Raw genomic sequence first — 24,100 nt, forward strand, 5'->3', positions numbered from 1 at the left:
TATTAACCGCCAAAGCTGGCGCGGTGAGGGGAGACACCGGTGTTTGTATCGACTGCGATCAATGGAATTGACGCCAAGGGCCGTGTTTCGGTCCCGGCGGGATTCCGCGCGGCGGTCAGCGGCGGCCCCTTTGATGGCATCTATGTTTGGCCCAGTTTCGATGGTCCCTGGCTGGAGGGCGGAGGCCAGGCGTTGATGGACGACTACCTCGACATGATCGAGGACATGGATCCCTATGACGAGGCCCGACAGGCGCTCGAGCAATCCATCTTTGGTGAAGCGCGCACGCTCTCCTTTGATGCCAATGGCCGCATTACGCTGCCAAAAGATCTGGCGGCTTATGCCGGGCTGGAGAAACAAGCGGTATTTGTCGGGCTCGGTCGGCGTTTTGAAATCTGGAATCCGGACGAGCATGAAAAGCGGGCAAAGTCCGCACGTGGTTTTGCCAAGGACAACAAGCTGAAACTCCGCCGCTCACGGCGCAGCACGGAGAGTGCAGCATGAGTCATGTCCCGGTTCTGTTGAATGAAGTCATTACAGCGCTCGAGCCGCGCGACGGTGCGCTTTACATCGACGGCACATTTGGAGCCGGCGGATATAGCCGTGCTGTTCTGGCTGCCGCGGAATGCCGGGTTCTGGGCATCGACCGGGATCCAAATGTCCGCAAGCTCGGCGAGGATCTGAAAAAAGCCTCTGATGGCCGCTTCGTGTTGGTCGAGGCGCCGTTCTCCGCCATGAAAGAGGTCGTGACCCAATCCGGCGGCACGCAGGTCGATGGCATTGTGCTGGACTTGGGTGTGTCATCGATGCAGCTCGATCAGGCCGAGCGGGGCTTCTCGTTTGCCAAGGACGGCCCGCTCGACATGCGCATGAGCGGGCAGGGTCCCAGCGCGGCTGACGCAATCGCCCAGCTGACCGAAAAAGAGCTCGCCGACATTTTCTATGTGTATGGCGAAGAAAAAAAATCGCGCCGGGCGGCGGCTGCCATCGTTCGGGAGCGTGCTGAAGCCCCCTTCGAGACGACGGATCATCTTGCGCGCGTGATTGCAAAGGCGGTCGGCGGCAAGAATAGCAAGACACACCCGGCCACCCGCGCCTTTCAGGGATTGCGTATCTTCATCAATGACGAGCTCGGCGAGCTGGTTCGCGTTTTGACGGCCGCCGAACAATTGCTGGCGCCGCTGGGCCGTTTGGTGGTCGTGACTTTCCACTCGCTGGAAGACCGCATTGTCAAAACGTTTCTTCGCGCCCGTGCGGGCCTGTCAGCAGGAACATCACGACACATGCCCGAAGCGGAAGCGGGGCCTGAGCCCTCTTTTCGGCTTTTATCGCGGAAGGCCATTGAGCCAAGTGCTGAGGAGGTAAACCTTAACCCTCGCGCTCGGTCAGCCCGGCTTCGAGCCGCCATCCGCACAAATGCGCCATCTTGGCCGATTGATATTTCACTCTTCCCCCATGCGCCGTCCCTGTCACGGCTGGAGGTCTCCTCATGATCAAGGCTCTCAATATTCTCGGCTTTGTCGTCGCATTGGTGCTCGCTGTCGCGCTCTATATTGCCAAGACAGAGGCTCAGGAAGCCCGGGAACGTCTGGTCGAAATTCGCAGCGAGCTCGCTGAAGAGCGGCGGCAGATCAATGTTTTGAATGTCGACATTGCTCATCTGGAAGACCCTGACAGGATGCGGGCCTTGGCCCGTCAATATCTTGGATTTGAACCACTCGATCCAATGCGCGAAGTTTCCATGTCGGACCTGCCTTTGCTGATTGAGACCCCCGACCGGACTTTCACGGCCTCTGGCGAGCCGGCCACAGATGAAAACATTGTGGCGGCCGGAGGGCGTCCATGATCGGACGCTGGCGCCAGAAAAAGGAGCCACAGCCGCGAATTGAAACCTATGCGGACGCGGCTCCGCTGAACGAGGCCGCGCCGGATAATCTCACACGGGTACTCCGTGTTGAGAACGAAGACGCCTCCGCTATCGAAGATGCGCGCCGGCGGCTCGCCGTGATTGGCTTTACGTTGATTATTGCCTTTGGGGCGCTTGGCGTTCGCGCCATAGAACTGGCATTGGCAGAAACAGAAGCCACTGCTGCTGCTCCGCTTCTGGCTGAAACGCGCCGCGGCGATCTGGTTGACCGGAACGGTCAGGTCCTGGCGACAACATTGGAAACCTGGTCGCTATATGCAGATCCGCAGCTGGTTTGGGATGCAAGGGAAACGGCAGAAGCGTTGGTTTCGGTACTGCCCGAACTCAGCGTGGATGAGCTCACAGCAAATCTATCATCCCGCCGCCGTTTTGTCTGGATTCAAAGAAACCTCACTCCGCGTCAGAGGCAGGCCGTGTTTGCGTTAGGTATGCCTGGCCTCGAATTCCGGACAGAACCTCGCCGGGTGTATCCTCGAGGTCGGTTGGCCGCACACGCCATCGGCCATGCGAGCCGGGATATGGACGGGCTTGCCGGGGCGGAAGCGGCTTTCAATGTCGCCTTGTCAAATGATGGCGGACGGCCGGTCCCGCTTTCCATTGATATGGGGGTTCAGTTCCATGTGGATGAAGTGCTGCGTCGCTACATGGCAGAATTTGAGGCGCTTGCCGCTACCGGGATCGTTATGGATGTCGAAACCGGCGAAATTTTGAGCCTTGTCTCGCTGCCGGATTTTGACCCCAACCAGGCGGGAGATGCTGATCCGGGCGAACGCTTGAATCGCGCGCTCCAGGCCCGCTACGAAATGGGGTCTACCTTCAAGGCGTTTACGGTGGCCTTGGCGCTTGAACAGGGCATCGCGGAACCTGGCGAGACATTTGATGCACGCGGTTCCCTGCAAATCGGCGGGCATACGATTGATGACTTCCATGCTGAAAACCGGGAACTCACGCTTGAAGAGGTTTTCACGCACTCGTCCAACATCGGATCATCGCTAATTGCGCTAGAGGCAGGTGCGGACGCTCAACGGGATCTGCTTCAACGTCTGCGCCTGCTGGAGCGCGCGCCGATTGAGCTCGCCGAGAGCGCAACCCCCTTGCTTCCGCAAAGATGGGGCCCGACCGAGACAGCTACGATATCCTACGGTCATGGCATTGCGGTCAGCCCGCTCGCGGTGGCTTCCGCTTTTGCCGCAATTGCCAATGATGGCGTCTATGTCCGCCCGACCTTGCGCCCTGTGCGGCCTGGTGAAACCATCCCGGGAGAACAGGTGATCGCACCCGATGTGGCCGGTCAGGTTTTGGACTTGATGCGTGAAGTGGTCGCCAACGGCACGGGCGGCCGCGCTGAAGCGCCGGGATTCCTGGTCGCTGGAAAGACAGGAACGGCGGAGAAACCGGATCGTGGCGGTTATAATGAAGACCGTTTGATTTCCTCTTTCTCGGCGGTTTTCCCTTATGACGACCCGCAATATGTCGTTTTGGTTATTCTTGATGAGCCACACGGAAATGCGTCGACATTTGGCTATGCGACTGGTGGCTGGACGGCGGCCCCCGCAGCAGGCGAAATAATCTCGCGCATCGCCTCGATTCTGGGCGTTGAAAGACGTGATTACGATCCCGTCGCTCGTTCTGCCCTTGTGCGCGCTGCTCTGACGCCTGACCCCCAACCCGTTGTGAGACCCGACGAGTGAAACTTTCAGACCTGATATCGCCAGAACCGCTTGGCGGCCCAGATGTCGAGATCACCGGCTTGACGCTGGACAGCCGGGCCGTGCAGCCCGGTTTTTTGTTTGCAGCTCTCCCCGGTTTGACGGTGCATGGCAAACAATTCATCGCCCAAGCGGTCACGTCCGGGGCGGCAGCGGTATTGACAGAGCCAGGTATTGATACCGGCACGGCTGTCGCAATCCATGACGCCGATCCGGCGCGGCGTTTTGCAAAGATCGCGGCGCGTTTCTACCCTCGCCAGCCGCAAGTCGTAGCGGCGGTCACAGGCACGAATGGGAAGAGCTCAACAGTCGATTTCTTGCGCCAGATCTGGCGCGGCGCGGGTATCGATGGCGCGAGTTTGGGCACGCTTGGCGTCGCGCGGGGTGAGGGCTGGGTTGAGACGGGTTACACCACGCCAGATGCCGCAGCCGTCCATAAAGCGTTGGATGAGCTGGCCGGGGCTGGATGTACGCATCTGGCGATGGAATCGTCGAGCCATGGTCTGAAGCAGAAACGCATGGATTCGGTGCACGTAACGCTCACCGCCTTTACCAATTTAACGCAAGATCATCTCGATTATCATCCGAATTTTGATGACTATTTTCACTCCAAGCTGAAACTTTTTGTCGAGCTGGCGCCCGCCGGTTCGACCACCATCATCAATGTTGATACCGAATATGGTGAAGCCTTCGCCGAGCGCTCAGCCGCGCGTGGATTGAATGTAATTCAAGTTGGCTGGCGGGGGCGCGACTGGCGTATTCGAGAAATCACCCCAAAGGCCGCCAGTCAGGATGTCAGGCTGGAGATTGGCGGCAAGCCATACAGAGTTGAGCTGCCCCTGGTCGGCGAGTTTCAGGTGGCCAACGCGGTCGGAGCGGCGGCCATGGCGGCGCATTCAGGCGTGGATCAGGACGCCGCTATCAAGGCCATCTCGAAACTGGAAGGCGTGCCTGGCCGGTTGGAAATGGCGGCCCGAACCGCAGCCGGTAATCCGGTTCTGGTTGACTATGCGCACACACCGGACGGTCTCGACAAACTTATTCGCGCGTCCCGCCCGCATACGCGCGGGAGGGTGTTTATCGTTTTCGGGTGCGGCGGGGATCGCGACCCGACCAAGCGAAAACCCATGGGTGAGATAGCAGTAAAGCTGGCCGATCATGCCATCGTTACCGACGATAATCCGCGGTCCGAGGACCCAGCTGCCATTCGCGCAGAAATTTTGAAAGGGGCGGTTGGTGCAGAAGAAATCGGGGACCGCGCTAAGGCCATTCGCGCGGCTCTGAAACAGATGCAGGCCGGTGATACACTTCTGATCGCCGGGAAAGGCCATGAGACAGGCCAAAAAGTCGGCGATGTTGTGCATCCGTTCGACGATCGCGAAGAAGCCCGCAAAGCGGTATCTGAAATGCGAGGCAGCCATGGCTGAGTCTCTTTGGACCGCCGCTGACGCCGCAAAAGCGACGGCGGGAACCCTCACCCAAGGCGAGGATTGGTCAGCTACCGGCATCTCTATAGATACGCGCTCACTTAAACCGGGTGATCTGTTTGTTGCGCTTGAAGCCGAGCGCGATGGCCATGACTTTGTCCCGGATGCGATGGCTCGTGGGGCGGCTGCGGCTTTGGTCTCCAACCCAGAATGCGGGCCCGGCAAAAAGTTGGTAGTCGGCGATACGCTGGAGGGTCTGCGCCGTCTGGCGATTGCGGGCCGTGACCGATCTGGCGCGGTCCGGGTTGCCGTAACGGGAAGTGTTGGCAAGACCAGTGTAAAAGAAGCACTGGCGACTGTGTTCCGACAGGCCGGCACGGCCCACGCCTCGATCAAATCCTACAATAATCATTGGGGTGTGCCGCTGACGCTCGCGCTGACGCCTAAAAATGTGGATCGCGCCGTCTACGAAATGGGCATGAACCATGCGGGCGAGATCCGCGCCCTTTCGAATCTTGGTCAGCCGCATGTGGCTCTGATCACCAAGATTGCGCCCGCCCATCTGGAAAATCTGGGTTCAATGGAAGCGATCGCAGATGCCAAATCCGAGATTTTCGAGGGCCTGCACAAGGACGGTGTCGCCGTTTTTCCTGCCGACGATGAGTTTGCTCCGCGTCTGACAGAGCATGCCCGAAAGAGCCGGGCGGCCTTCATGATCGAGTTCGGGCGGGAGGCCTCGGCTGCGGTGCGGCTGCTGGATTATCAAACTGGCCCGGAGGGGGGAAAAGGACGCATCAGCGTGCTTGGCAAAGAGATTGATTTCCACCTTCCGGCAACCGGTGTGCATTGGGCCTGGAACGCCGCAGCGATCTTCGCCACCGCTATAGCTGCAGGCGTTGATGCCGAAACCACGGCTGAAGGATTGCGCTACATCAAGGCAGAGGCCGGCCGCGGTGCGATACAAGAGCTGCCTGTTAATGGCGGACACTTCACCCTGATAGACGACAGCTACAACGCCAATCCTGTCTCCATGGCCTCCGGCTTGTCGATACTGGGCGCAACGAAACCCAAAGGTGGCAAACGCATCGCCATTCTCGGTGAAATGCTCGAACTTGGTCCTGACAGCGCGCAGCTCCACAAATCCCTGACCAATCCGCTGAAGTCCGCCGGCGTTGACGCGGTATTCCTCGCCGGGAAGGGCACAGAGCCTTTGCGGGATAGCCTGCCCGTTGGTCTTCTGGCAGCTTACGCAGACACTGCCGCCGAACTGAAAGAAGCCGTTGCGGGTTATGTTAACCCGGGTGATGTCGTATTTGTAAAAGGCTCGAACGCATCTGGCGTTCACACAATTGCCCGAATGCTGTCCCAGGACGGGTTCGGGGCCCGGGGACAGGGATAAGACGACATGCTGGAATGGCTACTTCTGCCGTACGCTGAAGAGTTCGCGCTCTTCAATCTGCTCAACTACATCACATTTCGAACCGGCGCGGCGCTGATGACGGCGCTGCTGATCACAATTCTGGGCGGCGCGCCCTTCATTCGCTGGCTGAAGAAGAAGCAGAAAGAAGGGCAGCCCATCAGGGATGATGGGCCTGAACGCCATATTCTGGAAAAAGCCGGAACGCCCACCATGGGCGGTTTTCTGATTCTCGTCGGGATTACAGTCGGCACGCTGCTTTGGGGAGATTTGTCGAACCAATACCTTTGGGTCGTTCTGTTCGTGACCATCGGCTATGGCGCAATTGGATTTGTGGATGATTACCGCAAGGTGACCCAAAAATCCTCGGCTGGCATTTCCGGGCGGATGAAGCTGCTATTCCAGTTCATCATTGGCGGGATTGCGATCTGGTGGATGACGGCACTGCTCGCCCAGGCGCCCGACGTTCCTGAAGGTTTCGCAACCTCCGTTGCTATTCCCTTCTTCAAGGATGTGTTGATCCCGCTGGGTCCGTTTTTCTTGATTTTCGGGACATTGGTGATTGCTTTCGCGTCGAACGCTGTGAACCTGACCGACGGGCTGGATGGGCTGGCGATTGTTCCGGTGATGATCGCCGCCGCCAGTTTTGGTTTTATCGCCTATGTCGTCGGCAACTTCGTTTTCGCCGATTATCTGCAACTCAATTTTACGCCTGGAACCGGCGAGTTGGCAGTTTTCTGCGGCGCCCTTCTCGGCGCGTCACTTGGCTTTCTCTGGTATAATGCCCCACCGGCCATGGTGTTCATGGGAGATACGGGCTCGCTGGCCTTGGGCGGCGCGATCGGCACCATTGCTGTGGCGGTGAAACACGAAATTGTCCTCGCCATCATCGGCGGGCTTTTCGTGCTGGAAGCCGTCTCGGTGATTGTTCAGATCGCCAGCTTTAAAATGTTCGGCAAGCGCGTTTTTAAAATGGCGCCAATCCACCATCACTTCGAAAAACAGGGCTGGCAGGAATCGACAATTGTCGTTCGCTTCTGGATCATCGCCGTGATCCTGGCCCTGATCGGTCTCTCCACACTGAAGCTCCGCTAAATCGATGATTCCCGTTCCTGGATATGAAGATCAGGCCGTGGCCGTCTTCGGCCTGGGACGGACCGGATTGGCAACCGTTGAAGCACTCCAGGCTGGCGGCGCAAACGTGCTGGCTTGGGACGATAACGCGGAAACGCGCACCAAGGCTCAATCAGCGGGGTTCTCGCTTATCGATCTTGACCGCGCGGATTGGACCGAGATCAGGGCTCTGGTTTTGTCGCCCGGTGTGCCGTTAACTCATCCCGAACCGCACCGGCTGGTGAAAACCGCCGGCGCGCATAGCGTCCCGGTTCTCGGCGATATGGAGCTTTTTGCTCAAGCAATGGCGGCTCTGCTGGAAGACCGCCGGCCAAAAATCATCGGGATTACCGGGACCAATGGGAAGTCCACGACAACCGCTCTCATCGGCCACATCCTGAAAAAGGCGGGTATCGACACCCGAATTGGCGGCAATATCGGCGATGCGGTTCTTACCCTCGACCCGCCGCGCTTAAGCACCGTCTTCGTGTTGGAGCTGTCCTCCTATCAGCTCGACCTGGTGCATTCGATGAGTTGCGATATTGCGATCTGGTTGAACCTGTCAGAGGACCATCTCGACCGGCATGGTGATATGGCAGGCTATCGAGCCGCCAAATTCCGTATCTTTGCAAATCAGACACCGGACGGCGCGGCCATTGTGGGTGTTGACGATGATTACTCGGTTGCGGTCTTCTCGAAGCTCAAAGCGGCGAAAGATCGCGAGCTTATCGCCATTTCCTCCGGCCGCTCTCTGAGCCACGGCGTCTATGCAGTCGGATCAAAACTGTTCGATGGAATGCTGACGCCCGCACATGAGGTTCTCGATCTTGCAACCGTTCCCACTCTGCCGGGAGCACACAACGCACAGAATATCGCCGCTGCCTACGCGGCGGCTCGCCAGCTTGGACTGCCAGCAGAAACCATCACAGAGGCCATCAAAAGCTTTCCCGGCCTAGCCCATCGGCTGGAACTGGTCGGCACTCATAAATCCGTGCGCTATGTGAACGATTCGAAAGCCACCAATGCTGAAGCGACGGCCAAAGCCTTGGCCAGCTTTACAGATATTTTCTGGATCGCCGGGGGACGCAAGAAAGAAGGCGGGATTGGCTCGCTGGCACCCTACTTTGCGAACATTGCCAAGGCGTATTTGATCGGCGAAGCGGCTGAGGAATTCGCGGCCACGCTGGGAAGTGCGGTGCCGCATGAAATCGCTGGAACCCTGGAAAATGCGATGGATCTGGCCGCGAGCGACGCCGCGACTGGAGGTCATGAAGCGCCGGTCATTCTTCTTTCACCTGCTTGCGCGAGTTTCGATCAGTTCAAGGATTTCGAGCACCGCGGAGATGTTTTCCGCGTGCTGGCGAAAGCGCGGATCGGAAGCGCGTAAGGGGCGAGCAAATGGTCGTCATAGAGGCCCGCAGTGTTGGCGATTGGTGGAGGTCGATCGACCGCACCATGCTCTTCGTGGTGTTCGCTTTGATCAGCGTCGGCCTGATTTTATCGCTCGCTTCCAGCCCGGCGGCCGCTGTTCGCGAGAACATTTCCGATCCCTTCCACTTCCTCTACCGTCACAGCGTTTTCGCGGTTTTAAGTGTCATTGGACTGATCTTTGTATCCCTGCTGGATCGGCGAAGCATCAGGCGGCTTTGCGCGCTGACCCTGGTCGGTTCACTGGCGCTGATCGTTGTAACGCTTATCAGGGGACATGAAGTCGGTGGCGCTTCGCGCTGGCTTCATTTCGCGGGTTTCTCGCTGCAGCCGTCGGAGTTTCTCAAGCCCTCACTGATCGTCATCGCCGCCTGGCTGTTTGCAGAAGCGCGCAATGGCGCACCTATTCCCGGGCGGGTGATCGCCTTCGGACTTTATCTTACCAGCGTGGTTTTGCTGATGCAGCAGCCCGATTTCGGACAGTCCATCCTCATCACGCTGGTTTTCGGCGGCGTCTTTTTTGTCGCCGGCCTTAATTTGCGCTGGATGCTCGGCCTGGCGACGACGGCGACCGCTGGCGTCGTCTCCGCTTGGCTCTTCCTCCCCTATGTTGCAACCCGTGTAGAACGATTCCTCAATCCCGATGCCGGTGAGACCTACCAGACCGATACTGCTATCGAAGCTATTTCGCGTGGCGGGGTGTTTGGTGTCGGACCGGGAGAAGGAATTGTGAAATGGAACCTGCCTGACTCTCAGTCCGATTTTATCCTCGCCGTCGCCGCAGAGGAATTCGGTTTGATTGCTTCGTTGTCGATCATTGGCTTGTTCGCCATTCTGGTCGCACGGGCCTGGTTGAATGCATTGAGGCTGACAGATCATTTCGCACAGCTAGCGGTTTCAGGACTGGCGCTACAATTCGCCTTGCAGTCGGTCATTAATATCGGCGTGAACCTCGATCTCATTCCGCCGAAAGGCATGACCTTGCCTTTCATCTCTTATGGCGGCTCGTCCATGCTGGCCCTCGCGCTGGGCGCGGGACTGATGCTGGCATTGACCCGCAGGCGGCCGGGCGCGTATCTGCGCGCATGAGCACACCCAGAAGGGCATTGATCGCAGCAGGCGGCACGGGCGGACACATCTTCCCGGCACGCGCGGCAACACAGGAATTGGTGGATCTTGGCTGGGAGGTTCGCCTGATCACCGATGCGCGCGGGTTCAAACACACAGACGGGTTTCCGGCGTTATCCATCGACGTCATCAAGGCGGCCAGCCCGATCACGAAGAACCCGATCAAGCTGGCCACCGCCTGGCTGCAACTGTTCTCCGGGTGGCGCGATTGCCGTCGAATTATCAAGCAGTGGCAGCCGGATGTGGTCGCTGGCTTTGGAGGATATCCGGCTTTCCCAGCCTTGTTGGCGGCCCAACAGAAACGCATCCCCTTCGCTATTCATGAACAGAATACGGTTCTGGGCCGGGTCAATCGCGTGTTTGCGAAAACGGCTGGTTTCGTCGCCTCGGGCTTTGACCGGCTGGATCGCTTGCCGGAAGCGGCAACGCACCAGGTTCTTGGCAACCCGGTTCGCCAACCCATTATTGAAGCGCGGGAAGACGCCTTTCCCGCGACTGACGGAAAGCTCCTGCTTCTTGTGTTGGGCGGCAGTATGGGCGCGCGCATCTTATCGGAGACCGTGCCGCAAGCCGTCGCCAAACTCCCGGAATCGCTGCGTTCCCGCCTTGTTGTTGCCCAACAGACCCGCGAGGAATCCCTGGATATGGCCAGGGACATTTACTCAAACGCCGGCGTTGACGCCGTTTGCGAGCCTTTCTTCACCGATGTGGCGGCGCGGCTGTCGACGTCGCATCTGGTGATCGCACGAGCAGGTGCGTCGAGCGTGTCTGAAATCGCCTGCGTGGGCCGTCCGGCTATTTTCATTCCGCTCGCGATTGCCATGGATGACCACCAAACCGGCAATGCCGCACACCTGGTTGAGGCCGGGGCGGCAGATGCTATCCCGGAACATGCCTTCTCTTCTGAAGAGCTGACCCAACTGCTTGAGACCCGTCTATCGGACCCGGCGGAACTCCAACGCCGCGCCGCCAAAGCCCACGCCAAAGGCAAGCCCGAGGCTGGCAAGGAATTCGCACAGGCGCTGGCTGCGCTCGTATAAGGAAAAGACGAACCATGCCCTCCAATGCTCTGCCTATCCGTGTCGGTCCCATGCATTTTGTCGGCATTGGCGGTATAGGTATGAGCGGCATTGCCGAGGTGATGCTCAATCTCGGCTACAAGGTTCAGGGTTCTGACATCAAGGAAAATCCGAACGTCGCCCGCCTTCGCGAAAAGGGCGCGGAAATCCACATCGGTCATTCGGAAGAAAATGTGAAAGGCGCGGGAGCGCTCGTGGTTTCAACCGCCATCAAGCCGGACAATCCAGAATTGCTGGCGGCCCGGGAAAAGAAAATTCCGGTCGTAAGACGCGCAGAAATGCTCGCAGAGCTGATGCGGCTGAAATATTCCGTCGCAGTTGCAGGAACCCATGGGAAGACCACCACAACATCCTTGCTGGCGGCATTGATGGATTCCGCCGGGCTCGACCCCACCGTCATCAATGGCGGCATCATTTCCGCCTATGGCTCGAACGCCAAAATGGGCGAGGGCGACTGGATGGCCGTGGAGGCCGATGAGAGTGACGGCTCGTTTCTGAAGCTCCGCGCCACGATCGGCATCATTACCAATATCGACCCGGAGCATATGGAGCATTACGGCGATATCGACACGCTCCGCTTTGCCTTCCGGCAGTTTGTCGAAGGCCTGCCCTTCTATGGCTTTGCCGTTCTGTGCACGGATCACCCGGAAGTGCAAGCGCTGGCCGCGAGGGTCACTGACCGCCGTGTCATCACCTATGGCTTCAATCCACAAGCGGATGTGCGCGCAGAAAACCTCGAGATGACGCCTGAATGGTCAAAGTTCGACGTCATATTCTGTGACAATGGCCATTCTGAACGCTGGGACGGGGTCTTCCTGTCGATGATGGGCGAGCATAACGTGCTGAATACGCTTTCGGCTCTGGCGGTCGCCCGCGAACTCGGCGCGGATGAAGCCGCGGCCAAATCAGCTCTTGAAGGGTTTGGCGGTGTGAAACGCCGCTTCACCAAGACGGGCGAGTGGCAGGGTGCCGATATCATTGATGATTATGGCCATCACCCGGTTGAGATTTCAGCCGTTCTCAAAGCCGCGCGCCAGGCCGCCAAGGGCAAGGTCATCGCGATTGCTCAGCCGCACCGTTATACCCGCCTGAACGATCTGTTCGAGGATTTTTGTACCTGTTTCAACGATGCCGACAGCGTCTTCATTACGCCAGTCTTTGAAGCTGGCGAGAAGCCAATCCCTGGCGCCGATGCTGACCATCTGGTTGAAGGACTGCGCGCGCACGGCCATCGTGATGCGCATACGACGACCCGTGAGACGGTCGTAGCCGCCGTCGCGGAACGCGCGGGAGAGGGGGATGTGATCATCTGTCTGGGTGCCGGTGACATTACAGGTTGGGCCTATGCGCTCCCGGGAGAGTTGGAGAAAGTGGGGTGAGCGTCACCCATCGCCTCCCGCCCGTTCGCGGCAAGTTGATTGAAAACGCTCCACTGGCCGATATGACCTGGCTGCGTGTTGGCGGTCCGGCCGAGGTCTTGTTCCTGCCGGCTGACGAGGCAGATCTGGCGAATTTCCTCGCCGAGACATCCGACGATGTGCCGGTCCAGATCCTTGGTGCAGGCTCCAACACTTTGGTGCGCGATGGCGGCGTGCCCGGTGTGGTCGTGCGCTTGACCGCTGCTTTCGCCAAGGTCGAGGCCGTCGGCGAAAATCGTCTGAAAGCTGGTGCCGCGGCACTCGATAAGAAGGTTGCCCAAACCGCGGCGAAAGAGGGCATTGCGGGCCTTGAGTTTTTTACTGGCGTCCCCGGCGCGATCGGTGGAGCCATCCGCATGAATGCGGGCTGCTATGGAACCGAGACCTGCGACGTGCTGGTCGAAGCTGTGGCGCTGGACCGGATGGGCCGCCGCCTGATCGTCCAGCCGGATGAGCTGGGCTATGCCTATCGCCATTCTGAGGCGCCGGACGACTGGATCTTCGTCGAAGCGACAATCCAGGGCACGGCGGATGATCCTGCGGCAATAGACGCGCGTATGGCGGAGATCACATCGCGGCGTGAAGAAACCCAGCCGATCCGCGAGAAGACGTCTGGTTCGACATTCAAGAACCCCGACCCGCCCGGCACGCCCGACCAGCGCAAGGCCTGGAAGCTGATTGACCAGACCGGCTGGCGCGGCAAACGCATCGGCGGGGCACGGTTCTCTGAACAGCACGCCAACTTCCTGATCAATGATGGCACGGCCAGCGCAGCCGATCTGGAAGCGGTCGGCGAGGGCGCCCTCGCCGATATCAAATCGGCCACTGGCATCGATTTGCACTGGGAGGTGCGCCGTATCGGCGTGGAGAAAGCCTCGTGACCCAACGTATTGCTGTTCTGCTCGGCGGGCTATCCGCTGAACGCGAAGTATCGCTGGTTTCTGGCAAGGCGTGTGCCGATGCGCTACGCCGGAAAGGCTGGGATGTCGTGGAAATCGACCCGACCCGGCAACTGGGCCAGCAACTCACCGAAGCTTCGCCAGATGTCGTCTTCAATGCGCTGCATGGCGAATGGGGCGAGGACGGCAAGGTTCAGGGCATTCTCGAACATTATGGCGCGCCGTATACGCATTCCGGCGTGCTCGCCTCAGCACTAGCGATGGATAAACAACGCGCCAAAGCGGTTCTGGAGGTCTTCGGCGCGACCTGCCCGGAAGGCAAGCTGGTCGACCGCTTCGAAGCCGCGAAAGAGCATGTCTACGAACCGCCTTATGTCTTGAAGCCGAATGCGCAAGGATCGTCCGTCGGCGTCTTCATTGTGCCGGAAGGCTCTAATCGGCCACCGGTCGAGCTGGCGGCCAAGGATTGGTCGTTTAGCGATGTAATGCTGGCGGAGAAATTTATCCCCGGCCGGGAGCTGACGGTAGCCGTCATGGGCGACAAAGCCTTGGGCGTCACTGAAATCATCCCGCAAACGCGTTTCTATGACTATGAAGCCAAATACGCTGCGGGTGGCTCGGTCCACGAGATTCCAGCCAGGATTCCTGCGGCCATCGCGGATGAAGCAAAGCGACTTGCCCTGATCGCGCATGAGGCCATGGGCTGTCGCGGGCTGACGCGGTCGGATTTCCGCTACAATGAGCGGGATACAAATCCGCTATGGTTACTCGAAATTAACACCCAACCGGGCATGACTCCGACTTCCCTCGCCCCCGAACAGGCGGCGTGGAACGGGATTGAATTTGACGATCTCGTTCAATGGATGGCGGAGGATGCGACATGTCCAAGGTGAAGCGCGCTCCTGCGCGGCGAAAGCCGACGCGGCGCAAATCACCCGCAAAGCAAACCGCCGCAGCGTCCGCGCCGCGGCGTTTTAGCAACTGGGTCCAGGCCCGGTTGCGCGGTGCCCGCTATAGCGCCGCCAATGCCGCACGTCTTGTCGCAGGCCTCGGCGTGGCGCTTGTCGCGCTGATTATTGGCGGTCTTTATATTTTCGGTGCGCTGGATGATGCGGCTGCCTCCGCCCAACAAATGGCCGAACATCGCACCGCCGCCATGGGGTGGGCTGTCGAAACCATTGACGTCTCTGGGGTCGAACCCGAACAGGCCAGCGAAGTGGCTGCCGCCATCGGGGCCTATCGCGGCCAGCCCATGTTGAATTTTGACCCGGTTGAAGCGCGCGCTTCTGTCGAAGCGCTGCCCTGGGTTCGCGAAGCGAGTGTCATCCGCCTCTGGCCGGACCAGATTGCCGTGGTCGTTCAGCCACGCTCTGAATTCGCGTTGTGGCAGATTGAAGGCGATATACATGTGATTGATCGCGATGGTTCCGTCTTGGGCGAGGCCAATGCGAGCGATTGGCCAGAACTGCCGCTGGTTGTCGGCGCCGGAGCAAATGGCGAGGCTGAAGCTCTGATCGAATTGCTCGATCATCATTCCGAGATCGGTGAACGCATAAGCGCGATGGTGCGGGTTGGCGATCGCCGCTGGAATCTCCGCATGACCAACGGGCTGGATATCAAATTGCCGGAGAACGAAATGGGTGCGGCTTTGGCCCTGCTGGCGGCCATGCACGCAGAGCGGGGCGTCTTGCGTCTTGATGCAGAGAGCATTGATCTGCGCCAGCCCGGCGAAATGATTGTGCGGGCCCGCGCCGAACGCATGCGGGAGCGCGAAGCGTGAGCCTGTTCTCCTTCCTGTCTCCCAAAAGCCCGGGAGCGCCCGCGCCGTCAAACCCAGGCTTGTGTGCCGCGCTGGATCTCGGCTCGTCCAAGACCGTCTGCTTTATCTCTCGCACCGAACAAACCGCTGAAGGGCCGCGGCCTCGGGTAATCGGTGTGGGGCATCAATCGGCGCGCGGCATGAAAGGTGGCGTGATTGCGGATCTGGAGCTGGTTCGCAAAAACATCCGCGAGACCGTCCAGCGCGCCGAGCGCATGGCCGGCGAAGCTGTCAGCCAGGTTAGTGTCGCTCTGACGGCCGCCCGCGTCCGCGGGGAAGGCGTGACGCTGGAATCTCCGATCGCCCGAAGTGAAATCACCGAACGGGATATGCGCCGCTTGCAGGATGCTGCGATTGCCGAATTTCAGCGCGCCGACGAGGTGATCCTCCACGCCATTGTCATCTCTTGGATGGTCGATGGCCAGGACGAGGTGTCCGATCCACGCGGCATGTATGGCCGCACGTTGGCCGTGAATATGCACATCGTCACGGCGCCTGTCGGGCCTCTGCGAAATTTGCTGACCTGCCTTGAAGGCTGCCATCTGGATTTGAAAAATGTTGTGGCTGCGCCTTACGCCGCCGGGTTGGCCGCACTGACCGATGATGAAATAGCGCTCGGCGCGACCCTGATCGATATGGGGGCAGAGACCAGCTCGGCCGCAGTCTTCGCCAATGGCGCTCTCGCGCGCGTTAGCGCGGCACCAGTCGGCGGGCGTCATGTCACCAGCGATTTGGCCCGCGGGCTTCAAACCCCGGTTGCGGCCGCCGAGCGGATCAAAATCCTCTACGGGTCCGCGCTGGAAAGTCCTAGCGATGACCGGCAGATGATTGAGGTTCCGCCAGTGGCGGGCGATGGCGACCGCATGAATGCGGCTCCGCGTTCCATGCTGAATTCCATTATCCGCCCAAGATTGGAAGAAACATTTGAGCTGCTTCGGGACAAGCTGGATATCAGCGGCCGGGTCAATCAGGACCATCGTGTCGTTTTGACCGGTGCAGCTGCGCAATTGCCGGGGTCTAAGGAAATTGCTCAACGGGTTTTCGGTCGCCCGGCGCGCCTCGCGGCTCCGCATGGCGTGTCAGGTCTTGGCGATGCCGTCTCCGGTCCCGGGTTCTCGGTTGCCTCCGGAATTATCCTGCGTGAAACAAGAGGCGCTGCCGAAGCCATCGCCGGTCCGCCGCGTTTGAACGCGCCGCGATTGCGTCACCGCAAAGGCGGGTCCCAACAGAAAACATCAGTCTGGCGTTGGTTGGCTGAAAGTTTCTAGTTGAAACTTTCACAAAGATTTCTGTGGATTTAACCGCCGATTAAGCGCTGCAAGCCGACATTGAGGCCGAATCTCGTGTTAACCTTTAGGCTTCGTATACGGATCCGCCATGCCCCTGAATATCAGCGTCCCCGAAACCACTGAGCTCCGCCCGCGCATTCTTGTGTTTGGTGTCGGCGGCGCCGGCGGAAACGCCGTCAACAATATGATCGAGTCAGAATTGGAAGGCGTCGACTTTGCGGTTGCAAATACCGATGCACAGGCGCTGACCCGATCGAAGACAGAACGCCGGGTGCAGATGGGTGCGGCCATTACTGAAGGTCTGGGGGCAGGGGCCCGGCCGGAGATCGGTGAGCAGGCTGCGGAAGATTCCTTGCCAGAGATCATGGAGCACCTGGCCGGGGCGCATATGGTGTTTATCACCGCTGGCATGGGCGGCGGCACAGGCACTGGCGCGGCGCCGGTCATCGCGCGCGCTGCCCGCGAGCAAGGCATTCTGACCGTCGGCGTTGTCACCAAACCGTTCCAGTTTGAAGGGTCCCGCCGGATGCGTCTGGCAGATTCCGGAATTGAGCAGCTTCAGGAACATGTCGATACGCTGATTGTGATTCCAAACCAGAACCTCTTCCGCATCGCGACAGAAAAAACCACCTTCGCTGAAGCCTTCCAGATGGCGGACGATGTGCTGAAATCCGGCGTCCGCGGCATAACGGATCTGATGGTGATGCCCGGCCTGATCAATCTCGACTTTGCGGACGTTCGTGCTGTGATGAACGAGATGGGCAAAGCCATGATGGGCACGGGCGAAGCCTCGGGCGAGAAGCGCGCGACCGAAGCGGCGCATGCGGCTATTGCCAATCCGCTTCTGGATGATGTGTCTCTGGAAGGGGCGACCGGTGTCTTGATCAACATCACCGGCGGCTATGACATGACGCTTTATGAGGTTGACGAGGCGGCGAACGAGATTCGCAATCAGGTTGACCCTGATGCGAACATCATCATTGGTTCGACCTTTGACGAAGCGCTCGATGGCACAATGCGGGTTTCCGTGGTTGCAACCGGTATCGATGCCGAACGGCAAACGGCCGTCGATCCGCGCCGCGGCCAGGGCCGTGCGCCCGCGGCGCAGATTGACCCTCACGCGGGAATTCTGCCCTGGAAACGCGAAGGGGTTGGCGAGCGTCCGGGACGGCAACAAACAGCCGGGCAGGAACGGCAGGGTCCGTTGGTTGAACGGCTTCAACCTGAGAAACCGGAATTTCGCCCGGCGCCTTCGGCGCAGCATCAGGCCGAGGTCGAGATCGACCCCCTTGCGGCCGACCAGGCTTCTGACCCCTATCTCGACCGGGATGCCCGTCCCCAGGTCATTCGGGACCAGGAGCGTGTTGCGCAAGCGGCCGGCGATATTCGCCCTGAAGCCGAAATCGAACAGGGCGAACAGCCAGAGCGGGTGGAGCTGGAATCCCAAATTGAAGCTGAACAAAAACAAGGGTTTTCCTTGTTTGGCAGACGCAAGAAACCATCCATTGCGCCATTACCGAGAACCGCACCGCGGCGTGGGGAGCGGGACGAAATGGAAACCGGTACGGGCCGCCCTGCAACGGGTGATCTTTTCGGTGAGGATGGTGAAGACGCCGATCTGGAAATTCCGGCCTTCCTGCGGCGTCAGGCGAACTGACCTCTTGCTTTTCACAGCGTAACAATCAGCAACAATGCTTTAATTGTGGGTTGCCGCACCGCAGCATAAGACAAGCCTCGAAGAAGTTTGCACATTTTGTGTGTGGCGTTTTTTGCGGGGTTGGGCGTGAGCTACCGGAAAACATTGGCAGGCGCGGCGGTTTGCGCCGGAATTGGATTGCACTCCGGCGAGCGTGTCCGCATGGTTATGAAGCCTGCAGCGCCGGGAACCGGCATTCGCTTTGTGCGCACCGATCTCAGCGGCGACAACCAGATTTCTGCTCACATCTCAAATGTTACAACCGTCCGGCTTGGTACGACCATCGCCAACGCTGCAGGGGCACAAGTTGCAACGGTCGAACATCTGATGTCGGCCTTGGCCGGTTTGGGCGTGGATGATGCGGTCATTGAAATCGATGGTCCGGAAACACCGGCCATGGATGGATCAGCGGCCCCGTTCGTCGAACTCATCGAGAAGGCAGGTCTGAAGGAAACGGCTGCGCCTTTGCGCGTCATCCGTGTCCTGAAACCAGTATCGATCGAAATGCAGGGCCGTACGGCGACTTTCCTGCCGTCTTTGAAACCGGCCATCGATGTCGAGATTTCTTTCCCGCACCCGACGGTCGGCCGTCAACGGTATGCGTTTGATATTTCCGAGCGCATCTTCAGCGAAGACGTGGCCGCAGCGCGGACATTTGGTTTCCGCAAGGATGTCGAGGCTATGCACGCAGCCGGGCTTGCGCTTGGCGGATCATTGGACAACGCCGTTGTGATTGACGATTCCGGTATTGCAAATCCAGAAGGATTGCGTTTTGCCGATGAATTTGCCCGGCATAAGGCGTTGGATGCGTTGGGAGACCTTGCGCTGGCAGGGGCACCTATATTCGGACGCTATTTTGCACATCAGCCGGGACATGCGCTCAATGTGGCATCGGTGCGCGCTCTCATGGCTGACAAATCTGCTTGGAAAATGGTGTCCTACGCGGATGCGGATAGCCTGCCGGAAGCGGTCTCAGCAGAGGGCTGAACGAGCGCTTTAAAGCCCGGCCCTCATACGCTACAAAGTTCCCGGAATCTGATCGGCACGACCGATGAAACCCTCTTTGCGGAGCGAGCATGACCGTTTTAACGCGTGGCCTTCTGCTGTTGATTGCGGCGGCTGTATTGATGGGCTGCCAGTCCCGGCGCATCTCCGAGCAGACTGTTTATGTCGAACGGGAAGTCGAAACGATTTATGCGGCTGGTATCCAGCAGTTGGAACGCCGCAGCTATACCGATGCGGCCGACCAGTTCGACGAGGTCGAACGTCAGCACCCCTATTCCGAATGGGCACGCCGGGCCATGTTGATGGCGGCATATTCCAATTATCAGGCCGGAAATTACGAAGAAGCCATCTCTGATGCCGAGCGCTTTATCGCTCTGCACCCTGGTAACCGCAGCGCGCCTTACGCTTATTATCTCGTGGCCATTAGCCATTTTGAACAAATTCTGGATGTAGGCCGGGATCAGCAAGCGACCTTGAATGCGCTGAATGCGCTTGAGCAGGTCGTGCGCCGCTATCCAACGTCGCGCTATGCGCAGGACGCCCGCCTTAAAATCGACATGACGCGCGACCATCTGGCAGGCAAGGAAATGCGCATCGGCCGCTGGTATCTGCGCCGGGGTTTCTATCTCGCAGCCATCAACCGCTTTCGGAATGTATTGCGCGAGTATGAGACGACCACGCACACCCCAGAAGCGCTCCACCGGATCGTGGAATCTTACGTGGCCCTGGGTATTGATCAGGAAGCCACCGAAGTAGCAGCGGTGCTCGGCTACAATTTCCCCGGCAGTTCCTGGTATGAAGACACTTACCGTCTCATGACGGAAGAAGGGATCGCAATCCCGAACCCGGATCTGGAGCCGGAGAATCCGTCCTATTGGCAGCGGGCGATGGACCGCCTGTTCGGCTAGGCCGGAGGCAGGATGCTTTCTGCTCTCACCGTCCGCAATATTGTTCTGATTGATACGCTGGATGCCGGTTTCGAGTCCGGGCTTTGCGCGCTGACGGGAGAGACGGGCGCTGGTAAGTCCATCCTGCTGGGCGCCTTGGGACTCGCAGCCGGCGAGCGGGCAGATCGCGCGCAGGTGGGCGGCACCGGCAATGACGGCCAGGCGACCGCCCATTTTGATATTCCTGCCGGCCATCCCGTGTTCGAATTGATTGAGGGCGCAGGTCTGGAAGTCGAAGCGGGCGAAGCTCTGGTGCTGAGAAGGCGGGTTACGAGCGATGGCCGCAGTCAGGCCTGGATCAATGACCAACCCGCCAGTGTGACCTTGCTCAGGAAAATCGGCGAGTGTTTGGTCGAGGTGCATGGGCAACATGACGGAAGGGGATTGCTTGATCCCAAAACCCATCGTGTGCTTTTGGACAGCTTTGCGGGAAATGAGGCTGCGCGGAAGGCTGTATCCGATGCCTGGGTCGGCCTCAGTGCTGCGCGTGAGCGTCTGACCCGGCTGGAAGCGGATCGACAATCTGCCGCTGAGCAGGACTCATTTCTCCGGCACGCGCTGGAAGAACTCGACGCCCTTGATCCGGTTGCGGACGAAGAGGCGTCGCTGGCCGAAGAACGTAAATTTCTTCAGAATGCCGAACAGGCGTTAAGCGAACTGGATGCGGCACGCGGCGCGCTTGATGCAGAAGGCGGACTATCAGCCAGGCTGAACAGCGCATTGCGTGGTCTGGAATCGGTCCGGACCTCGCTGGGTGAAGGCGAGGAGGGAACAGCCGGCCAGGCCCGGGCAGCCCTTGAACGAGCGACCGGAGCGCTGGACCGCTCACTGATTGAATTTTCCGAAGCCGAAGATGCACTGAACGATGCGGCCAATGCATTCGAGATCGAACCAGGACGGCTCAACGAGGTTGAAGAGCGCTTGTTCGGTTTACGCGCTGCGGCTCGCAAGCATGACGTGAAGGTCGAGGATTTGCCGGGTTTGCGGCATGAATTGGCCGAGCGACTGGAGGCCATCGAAAACGCGGACGACCGCGTCAAGGAAGCAGAAAAAGCGCTCAAGGCCGCAGAAAAATCCTATGATGTTGCAGCAACTAAGCTGACAGCATCCCGGGAAAAAGCGGCGACCGCGTTAGCCAAAGCCGTTATGTCAGAGCTGGCGCCGCTCAAGCTCGAGAAAGCCAAATTCCGGGCCACCGTCCAGAGCGATGAAACCCGGTCCGGGCCAGACGGCCGCGACAAGGTGGCGTTTGAGGTGATGACCAATCCGGGAACGCCTTTTGGCCCGCTGGACAAAATCGCATCCGGGGGCGAACTATCGCGCTTTGCACTGGCCATCAAGGTCAGCCTGGCCGCGGGTGAAGACGGGCTGACCCTCATCTTTGACGAGGTAGATCAGGGTGTTGGTGGAGCCGTTGCGGCCGCCGTTGGCAAGCGCCTGAAACGCATTGCGGATGCCGGTCAGACACTGGTTGTCACGCACTCTCCTCAGGTTGCCGCCATTGCCGATCACCATTGGAAGATCGAAAAACATGAAGCCAAGGACGGCCGGGTGCGAACCACGCTCAAGCCGTTGACTGGCGAGGAGCGCCGAGAGGAAATCGCGCGCATGTTGTCGGGTGAAAACGTGACGGACGCCGCGCGGGCGCAGGCCGACGAATTAATGAGGCCCGTATGAGCGCGCTGAAAGACGTTCCTGATCTTACGGCTGAGGAAGCGCGCGCCGAGCATGATCGGCTGGCCGCGGAAATCGGCAAGCATGACAAGGCTTATTATCAGGACGATGCGCCGAAAATCTCCGATGCCGCCTATGATGCGCTACGCCAACGGCTGGAAGGAATTGAGGCCCGCTTCCCTGAACTTCAGACCGAAAACAGCCCGACCCAACGGGTCGGTGTCGCCCCGTCCGGCAAGTTTGGCGAGGTCCGCCATGCCCGGCCCATGCTGTCATTGGGCAATGCCTTTAATGACGAGGATGTCGCCGATTTCTTCCAGCGTGTCCGGCGCTTTCTGGGCTTGTCCGATTCCGACAATGTCTACTTCACCGCCGAGCCCAAGATTGATGGCCTGTCTGCCAGCCTGCGTTATGAAAAGGGCGAGTTGGTGCTCGGCGCAACGCGTGGCGATGGCGAGACTGGTGAGAATGTCACGGCCAATCTCAAAACGCTGAAAGATGTGCCGCATACGCTGACCGCGGATGTGCCGGACGTGCTAGAAGTGCGCGGCGAAGTTTATATGAGCCATGCCGATTTTGCAGCGCTGAATGAGCGCCAGCGCGAGATCGGCAAACCGGAATACAAAAATCCGCGCAATGCGGCGGCGGGCTCGCTCCGTCAGATTGATCCGACGATCACCGCGTCCCGCGATCTGCGCTTTTATGCCTATGCCTGGGGGGAGGTGTCTGAAACCTTGGCGGACACCCAGTTTGAGGCCGTTCAACGGCTTGGGCAGCTGGGTTTCTCGATCAATGCAGACATGATCCGCTCGGGATCGCTGGACGACATTCTCGAAACCTATCGCGGCATTGAACAAAAACGCGCCGGACTGGGCTATGACATTGACGGCGTCGTCTACAAGGTTGATCGGCTGGATTATCAGGAACGGCTGGGTCAGGTCTCGCGCGCGCCGCGTTGGGCGATTGCACATAAATTCCCGGCTGAACGCGCCACGACCAAGCTGAATGATATTGAAATCCAGGTCGGCCGAACCGGCGCGCTGACGCCCGTCGCGAAGTTGGAGCCGGTCACGGTGGGCGGCGTCGTGGTGTCCAATGCCACGCTGCATAACGAAGACGAAATCGCCCGCAAGGATATCCGTATTGGCGATACGGTCGTCATCCAACGCGCCGGAGATGTCATCCCGCAAGTCGTGGAAGTGCTACTGGATCAACGCCCCCAGGGCGCACCTGAATTCAAACATCTGGATGTCTGTCCCTGTCCGCTCCAAACGCCAACCGCGCGCGAGTTCAATGAACGCACGGGTAAGATGGACGCGGTGCGCCGTTGTACCGGAGAGCTGGCCTGTCCTTTCCAGCGCAAGGAGCATTTGAAACATTTTGTGGCGCGGCAGTCCTTCGACATTGAAGGGCTGGGCACCAAACAGATCGAAGCCTTCTTCGATGAGGAGGAAATCCGCGAGCCCGCCGACATTTTCACGCTGGCTGCCCGCAATGCTGAAGGCGCGCTTACACCGCCCCTGCAAGAGCGCGAAGGCTGGGGTGACACATCAGTCCGCAATCTGTTTGCAGCCATTGAAGACCGGCGCACGATTGGCCTCGCAAGATTCCTGAACGCGCTTGGCATCCGCCATGTAGGCGAGGGGACCGCTCGCTTGCTGGCCCGCGCTTACACCAGTTGGGCGGCTTTCAAGGCTGTGGCGGTTGAAGCGGCCCATGAAGGCGAAGCGCGCGAAGGATTGCTGGGCATTGATGGCGTTGGCGAAACGGCCACCGATGCTATTGGCCGTTATTTCGCCGAGCCGCATAATCTGGAACTGCTCGAACGCCTCGAAGCCCAGATTACGATTGAAGACGCCGAAGCGGTCGCCAATGACAGTCCGGTCGCGGGCAAGACGATTGTCTTTACGGGCTCGTTGGAACGCATGACCCGCGATGAAGCCAAGGCGCGCGCCCAATCCCTGGGCGCCAAAGTCTCCGGGTCGGTCTCGGGCAAAACCGATATTCTGGTGGCCGGGCCGGGCGCGGGCTCCAAACTCAAAAAAGCCAAGGATCTGGGCGTGGAAACGCTCACCGAAGATGAGTGGTTTGAATTGATTGGGGGGTGATCCAATTTCCCTCGCCC

The 24,100-nt window shown here is 59.3% G+C and carries 20 protein-coding genes; all 20 read left to right on the forward strand.

What is annotated here, in order from left to right:
* The first annotated feature begins 39 nt into the window (after window positions 1-39).
* Entirely contained in the window at window positions 40-504 is a 465-nt protein-coding gene (locus ACO079_RS13825; protein WP_421790862.1) for a division/cell wall cluster transcriptional repressor MraZ, read from the forward strand.
* The gene (gene rsmH / locus ACO079_RS13830) at window positions 501-1,493 is read left to right on the forward strand and encodes a 16S rRNA (cytosine(1402)-N(4))-methyltransferase RsmH (RefSeq protein ID WP_421790863.1); all 993 of its coding nucleotides are present in this window, start codon (window positions 501-503) and stop codon (window positions 1,491-1,493) included. The genes ACO079_RS13825 and rsmH overlap by 4 nt, the downstream gene beginning before the upstream one ends.
* Window positions 1,490-1,846, forward strand: a complete 357-nt coding sequence (ftsL, locus tag ACO079_RS13835) for a cell division protein FtsL (protein WP_421790865.1) — start codon at window positions 1,490-1,492, stop codon at window positions 1,844-1,846. Before rsmH ends, ftsL begins: the two co-directional genes overlap by 4 nt.
* Window positions 1,843-3,618: a peptidoglycan D,D-transpeptidase FtsI family protein gene (locus ACO079_RS13840; protein WP_421790867.1), complete on the forward strand. Its 1,776-nt coding sequence runs from the start codon at window positions 1,843-1,845 to the stop codon at window positions 3,616-3,618. Before ftsL ends, ACO079_RS13840 begins: the two co-directional genes overlap by 4 nt.
* Complete coding sequence (locus tag ACO079_RS13845) at window positions 3,615-5,063, forward strand: UDP-N-acetylmuramoyl-L-alanyl-D-glutamate--2,6-diaminopimelate ligase (protein WP_421790869.1); 1,449 nt, start codon at window positions 3,615-3,617, stop codon at window positions 5,061-5,063. The genes ACO079_RS13840 and ACO079_RS13845 overlap by 4 nt, the downstream gene beginning before the upstream one ends.
* Window positions 5,056-6,462, forward strand: coding sequence for a UDP-N-acetylmuramoyl-tripeptide--D-alanyl-D-alanine ligase (locus ACO079_RS13850; RefSeq protein WP_421790871.1), 1,407 nt, complete (start codon window positions 5,056-5,058; stop codon window positions 6,460-6,462). Before ACO079_RS13845 ends, ACO079_RS13850 begins: the two co-directional genes overlap by 8 nt.
* Window positions 6,463-6,468: 6 nt before the next feature.
* Window positions 6,469-7,575 (forward strand): phospho-N-acetylmuramoyl-pentapeptide-transferase, encoded by a 1,107-nt coding sequence (mraY, locus tag ACO079_RS13855; RefSeq protein ID WP_421790872.1) that lies wholly within the window; start codon window positions 6,469-6,471, stop codon window positions 7,573-7,575.
* Between the two features lie 4 nt (window positions 7,576-7,579).
* A complete protein-coding gene (gene murD, locus ACO079_RS13860; RefSeq protein WP_421790874.1) occupies window positions 7,580-8,980 on the forward strand; it encodes a UDP-N-acetylmuramoyl-L-alanine--D-glutamate ligase in 1,401 nt (466 codons plus the stop codon).
* Window positions 8,981-8,991: 11 nt separating this feature from the next.
* Window positions 8,992-10,110, forward strand: coding sequence for a putative lipid II flippase FtsW (gene ftsW / locus ACO079_RS13865; protein ID WP_421790875.1), 1,119 nt, complete (start codon window positions 8,992-8,994; stop codon window positions 10,108-10,110).
* The gene (gene murG, locus ACO079_RS13870; RefSeq protein WP_421790877.1) at window positions 10,107-11,189 is read left to right on the forward strand and encodes an undecaprenyldiphospho-muramoylpentapeptide beta-N-acetylglucosaminyltransferase; all 1,083 of its coding nucleotides are present in this window, start codon (window positions 10,107-10,109) and stop codon (window positions 11,187-11,189) included. Before ftsW ends, murG begins: the two co-directional genes overlap by 4 nt.
* Before the next feature lie 14 nt (window positions 11,190-11,203).
* Window positions 11,204-12,607 (forward strand): UDP-N-acetylmuramate--L-alanine ligase, encoded by a 1,404-nt coding sequence (murC, locus tag ACO079_RS13875; protein ID WP_421790879.1) that lies wholly within the window; start codon window positions 11,204-11,206, stop codon window positions 12,605-12,607.
* Window positions 12,604-13,527, forward strand: a complete 924-nt coding sequence (gene murB / locus ACO079_RS13880; RefSeq protein WP_421790881.1) for a UDP-N-acetylmuramate dehydrogenase — start codon at window positions 12,604-12,606, stop codon at window positions 13,525-13,527. Before murC ends, murB begins: the two co-directional genes overlap by 4 nt.
* Complete coding sequence (locus tag ACO079_RS13885; RefSeq protein ID WP_421790883.1) at window positions 13,524-14,438, forward strand: D-alanine--D-alanine ligase; 915 nt, start codon at window positions 13,524-13,526, stop codon at window positions 14,436-14,438. Before murB ends, ACO079_RS13885 begins: the two co-directional genes overlap by 4 nt.
* A complete protein-coding gene (locus ACO079_RS13890; RefSeq protein ID WP_421790885.1) occupies window positions 14,426-15,325 on the forward strand; it encodes a cell division protein FtsQ/DivIB in 900 nt (299 codons plus the stop codon). Before ACO079_RS13885 ends, ACO079_RS13890 begins: the two co-directional genes overlap by 13 nt.
* Window positions 15,322-16,632 carry a cell division protein FtsA gene (gene ftsA / locus ACO079_RS13895; RefSeq protein ID WP_421790887.1) on the forward strand — a complete coding sequence of 437 codons (1,311 nt, stop codon included), beginning with the start codon at window positions 15,322-15,324 and terminating at the stop codon, window positions 16,630-16,632. The genes ACO079_RS13890 and ftsA overlap by 4 nt, the downstream gene beginning before the upstream one ends.
* A gap of 109 nt (window positions 16,633-16,741) precedes the next feature.
* Window positions 16,742-18,310, forward strand: a complete 1,569-nt coding sequence (gene ftsZ, locus ACO079_RS13900; RefSeq protein ID WP_421790888.1) for a cell division protein FtsZ — start codon at window positions 16,742-16,744, stop codon at window positions 18,308-18,310.
* 126 nt (window positions 18,311-18,436) lie between these two features.
* Window positions 18,437-19,336 (forward strand): UDP-3-O-acyl-N-acetylglucosamine deacetylase, encoded by a 900-nt coding sequence (lpxC, locus tag ACO079_RS13905; protein WP_421790890.1) that lies wholly within the window; start codon window positions 18,437-18,439, stop codon window positions 19,334-19,336.
* Between the two features lie 89 nt (window positions 19,337-19,425).
* Window positions 19,426-20,262 (forward strand): outer membrane protein assembly factor BamD, encoded by an 837-nt coding sequence (locus tag ACO079_RS13910; protein ID WP_421790892.1) that lies wholly within the window; start codon window positions 19,426-19,428, stop codon window positions 20,260-20,262.
* 12 nt (window positions 20,263-20,274) lie between these two features.
* Window positions 20,275-21,978 carry a DNA repair protein RecN gene (gene recN, locus ACO079_RS13915; RefSeq protein WP_421790894.1) on the forward strand — a complete coding sequence of 568 codons (1,704 nt, stop codon included), beginning with the start codon at window positions 20,275-20,277 and terminating at the stop codon, window positions 21,976-21,978.
* The gene (gene ligA, locus ACO079_RS13920; RefSeq protein ID WP_421790896.1) at window positions 21,975-24,083 is read left to right on the forward strand and encodes an NAD-dependent DNA ligase LigA; all 2,109 of its coding nucleotides are present in this window, start codon (window positions 21,975-21,977) and stop codon (window positions 24,081-24,083) included. The genes recN and ligA overlap by 4 nt, the downstream gene beginning before the upstream one ends.
* Window positions 24,084-24,100: the final 17 nt, after the last annotated feature.

Source organism: Hyphobacterium sp. (assembly GCF_965228115.1).
Classification (GTDB): domain Bacteria; phylum Pseudomonadota; class Alphaproteobacteria; order Caulobacterales; family Maricaulaceae; genus Hyphobacterium.

Bases quoted from the DNA above. Each gene is read 5' to 3' on its own strand.
- rsmH (WP_421790863.1), top strand. From the start codon at position 501: ATGAGTCATGTCCCGGTTCTGTTGAATGAAGTCATTACAGCGCTCGAG.
- ftsL (WP_421790865.1), top strand. From the start codon at position 1,490: ATGATCAAGGCTCTCAATATTCTCGGCTTTGTCGTCGCATTGGTGCTC.
- ACO079_RS13840 (WP_421790867.1), top strand. From the start codon at position 1,843: ATGATCGGACGCTGGCGCCAGAAAAAGGAGCCACAGCCGCGAATTGAA.
- ACO079_RS13850 (WP_421790871.1), top strand. From the start codon at position 5,056: ATGGCTGAGTCTCTTTGGACCGCCGCTGACGCCGCAAAAGCGACGGCG.
- mraY (WP_421790872.1), top strand. From the start codon at position 6,469: ATGCTGGAATGGCTACTTCTGCCGTACGCTGAAGAGTTCGCGCTCTTC.
- murD (WP_421790874.1), top strand. From the start codon at position 7,580: ATGATTCCCGTTCCTGGATATGAAGATCAGGCCGTGGCCGTCTTCGGC.
- ftsW (WP_421790875.1), top strand. From the start codon at position 8,992: ATGGTCGTCATAGAGGCCCGCAGTGTTGGCGATTGGTGGAGGTCGATC.
- murG (WP_421790877.1), top strand. From the start codon at position 10,107: ATGAGCACACCCAGAAGGGCATTGATCGCAGCAGGCGGCACGGGCGGA.
- murC (WP_421790879.1), top strand. From the start codon at position 11,204: ATGCCCTCCAATGCTCTGCCTATCCGTGTCGGTCCCATGCATTTTGTC.
- ACO079_RS13890 (WP_421790885.1), top strand. From the start codon at position 14,426: ATGTCCAAGGTGAAGCGCGCTCCTGCGCGGCGAAAGCCGACGCGGCGC.
- ftsZ (WP_421790888.1), top strand. From the start codon at position 16,742: ATGCCCCTGAATATCAGCGTCCCCGAAACCACTGAGCTCCGCCCGCGC.
- ACO079_RS13910 (WP_421790892.1), top strand. From the start codon at position 19,426: ATGACCGTTTTAACGCGTGGCCTTCTGCTGTTGATTGCGGCGGCTGTA.
- recN (WP_421790894.1), top strand. From the start codon at position 20,275: ATGCTTTCTGCTCTCACCGTCCGCAATATTGTTCTGATTGATACGCTG.
- ligA (WP_421790896.1), top strand. From the start codon at position 21,975: ATGAGCGCGCTGAAAGACGTTCCTGATCTTACGGCTGAGGAAGCGCGC.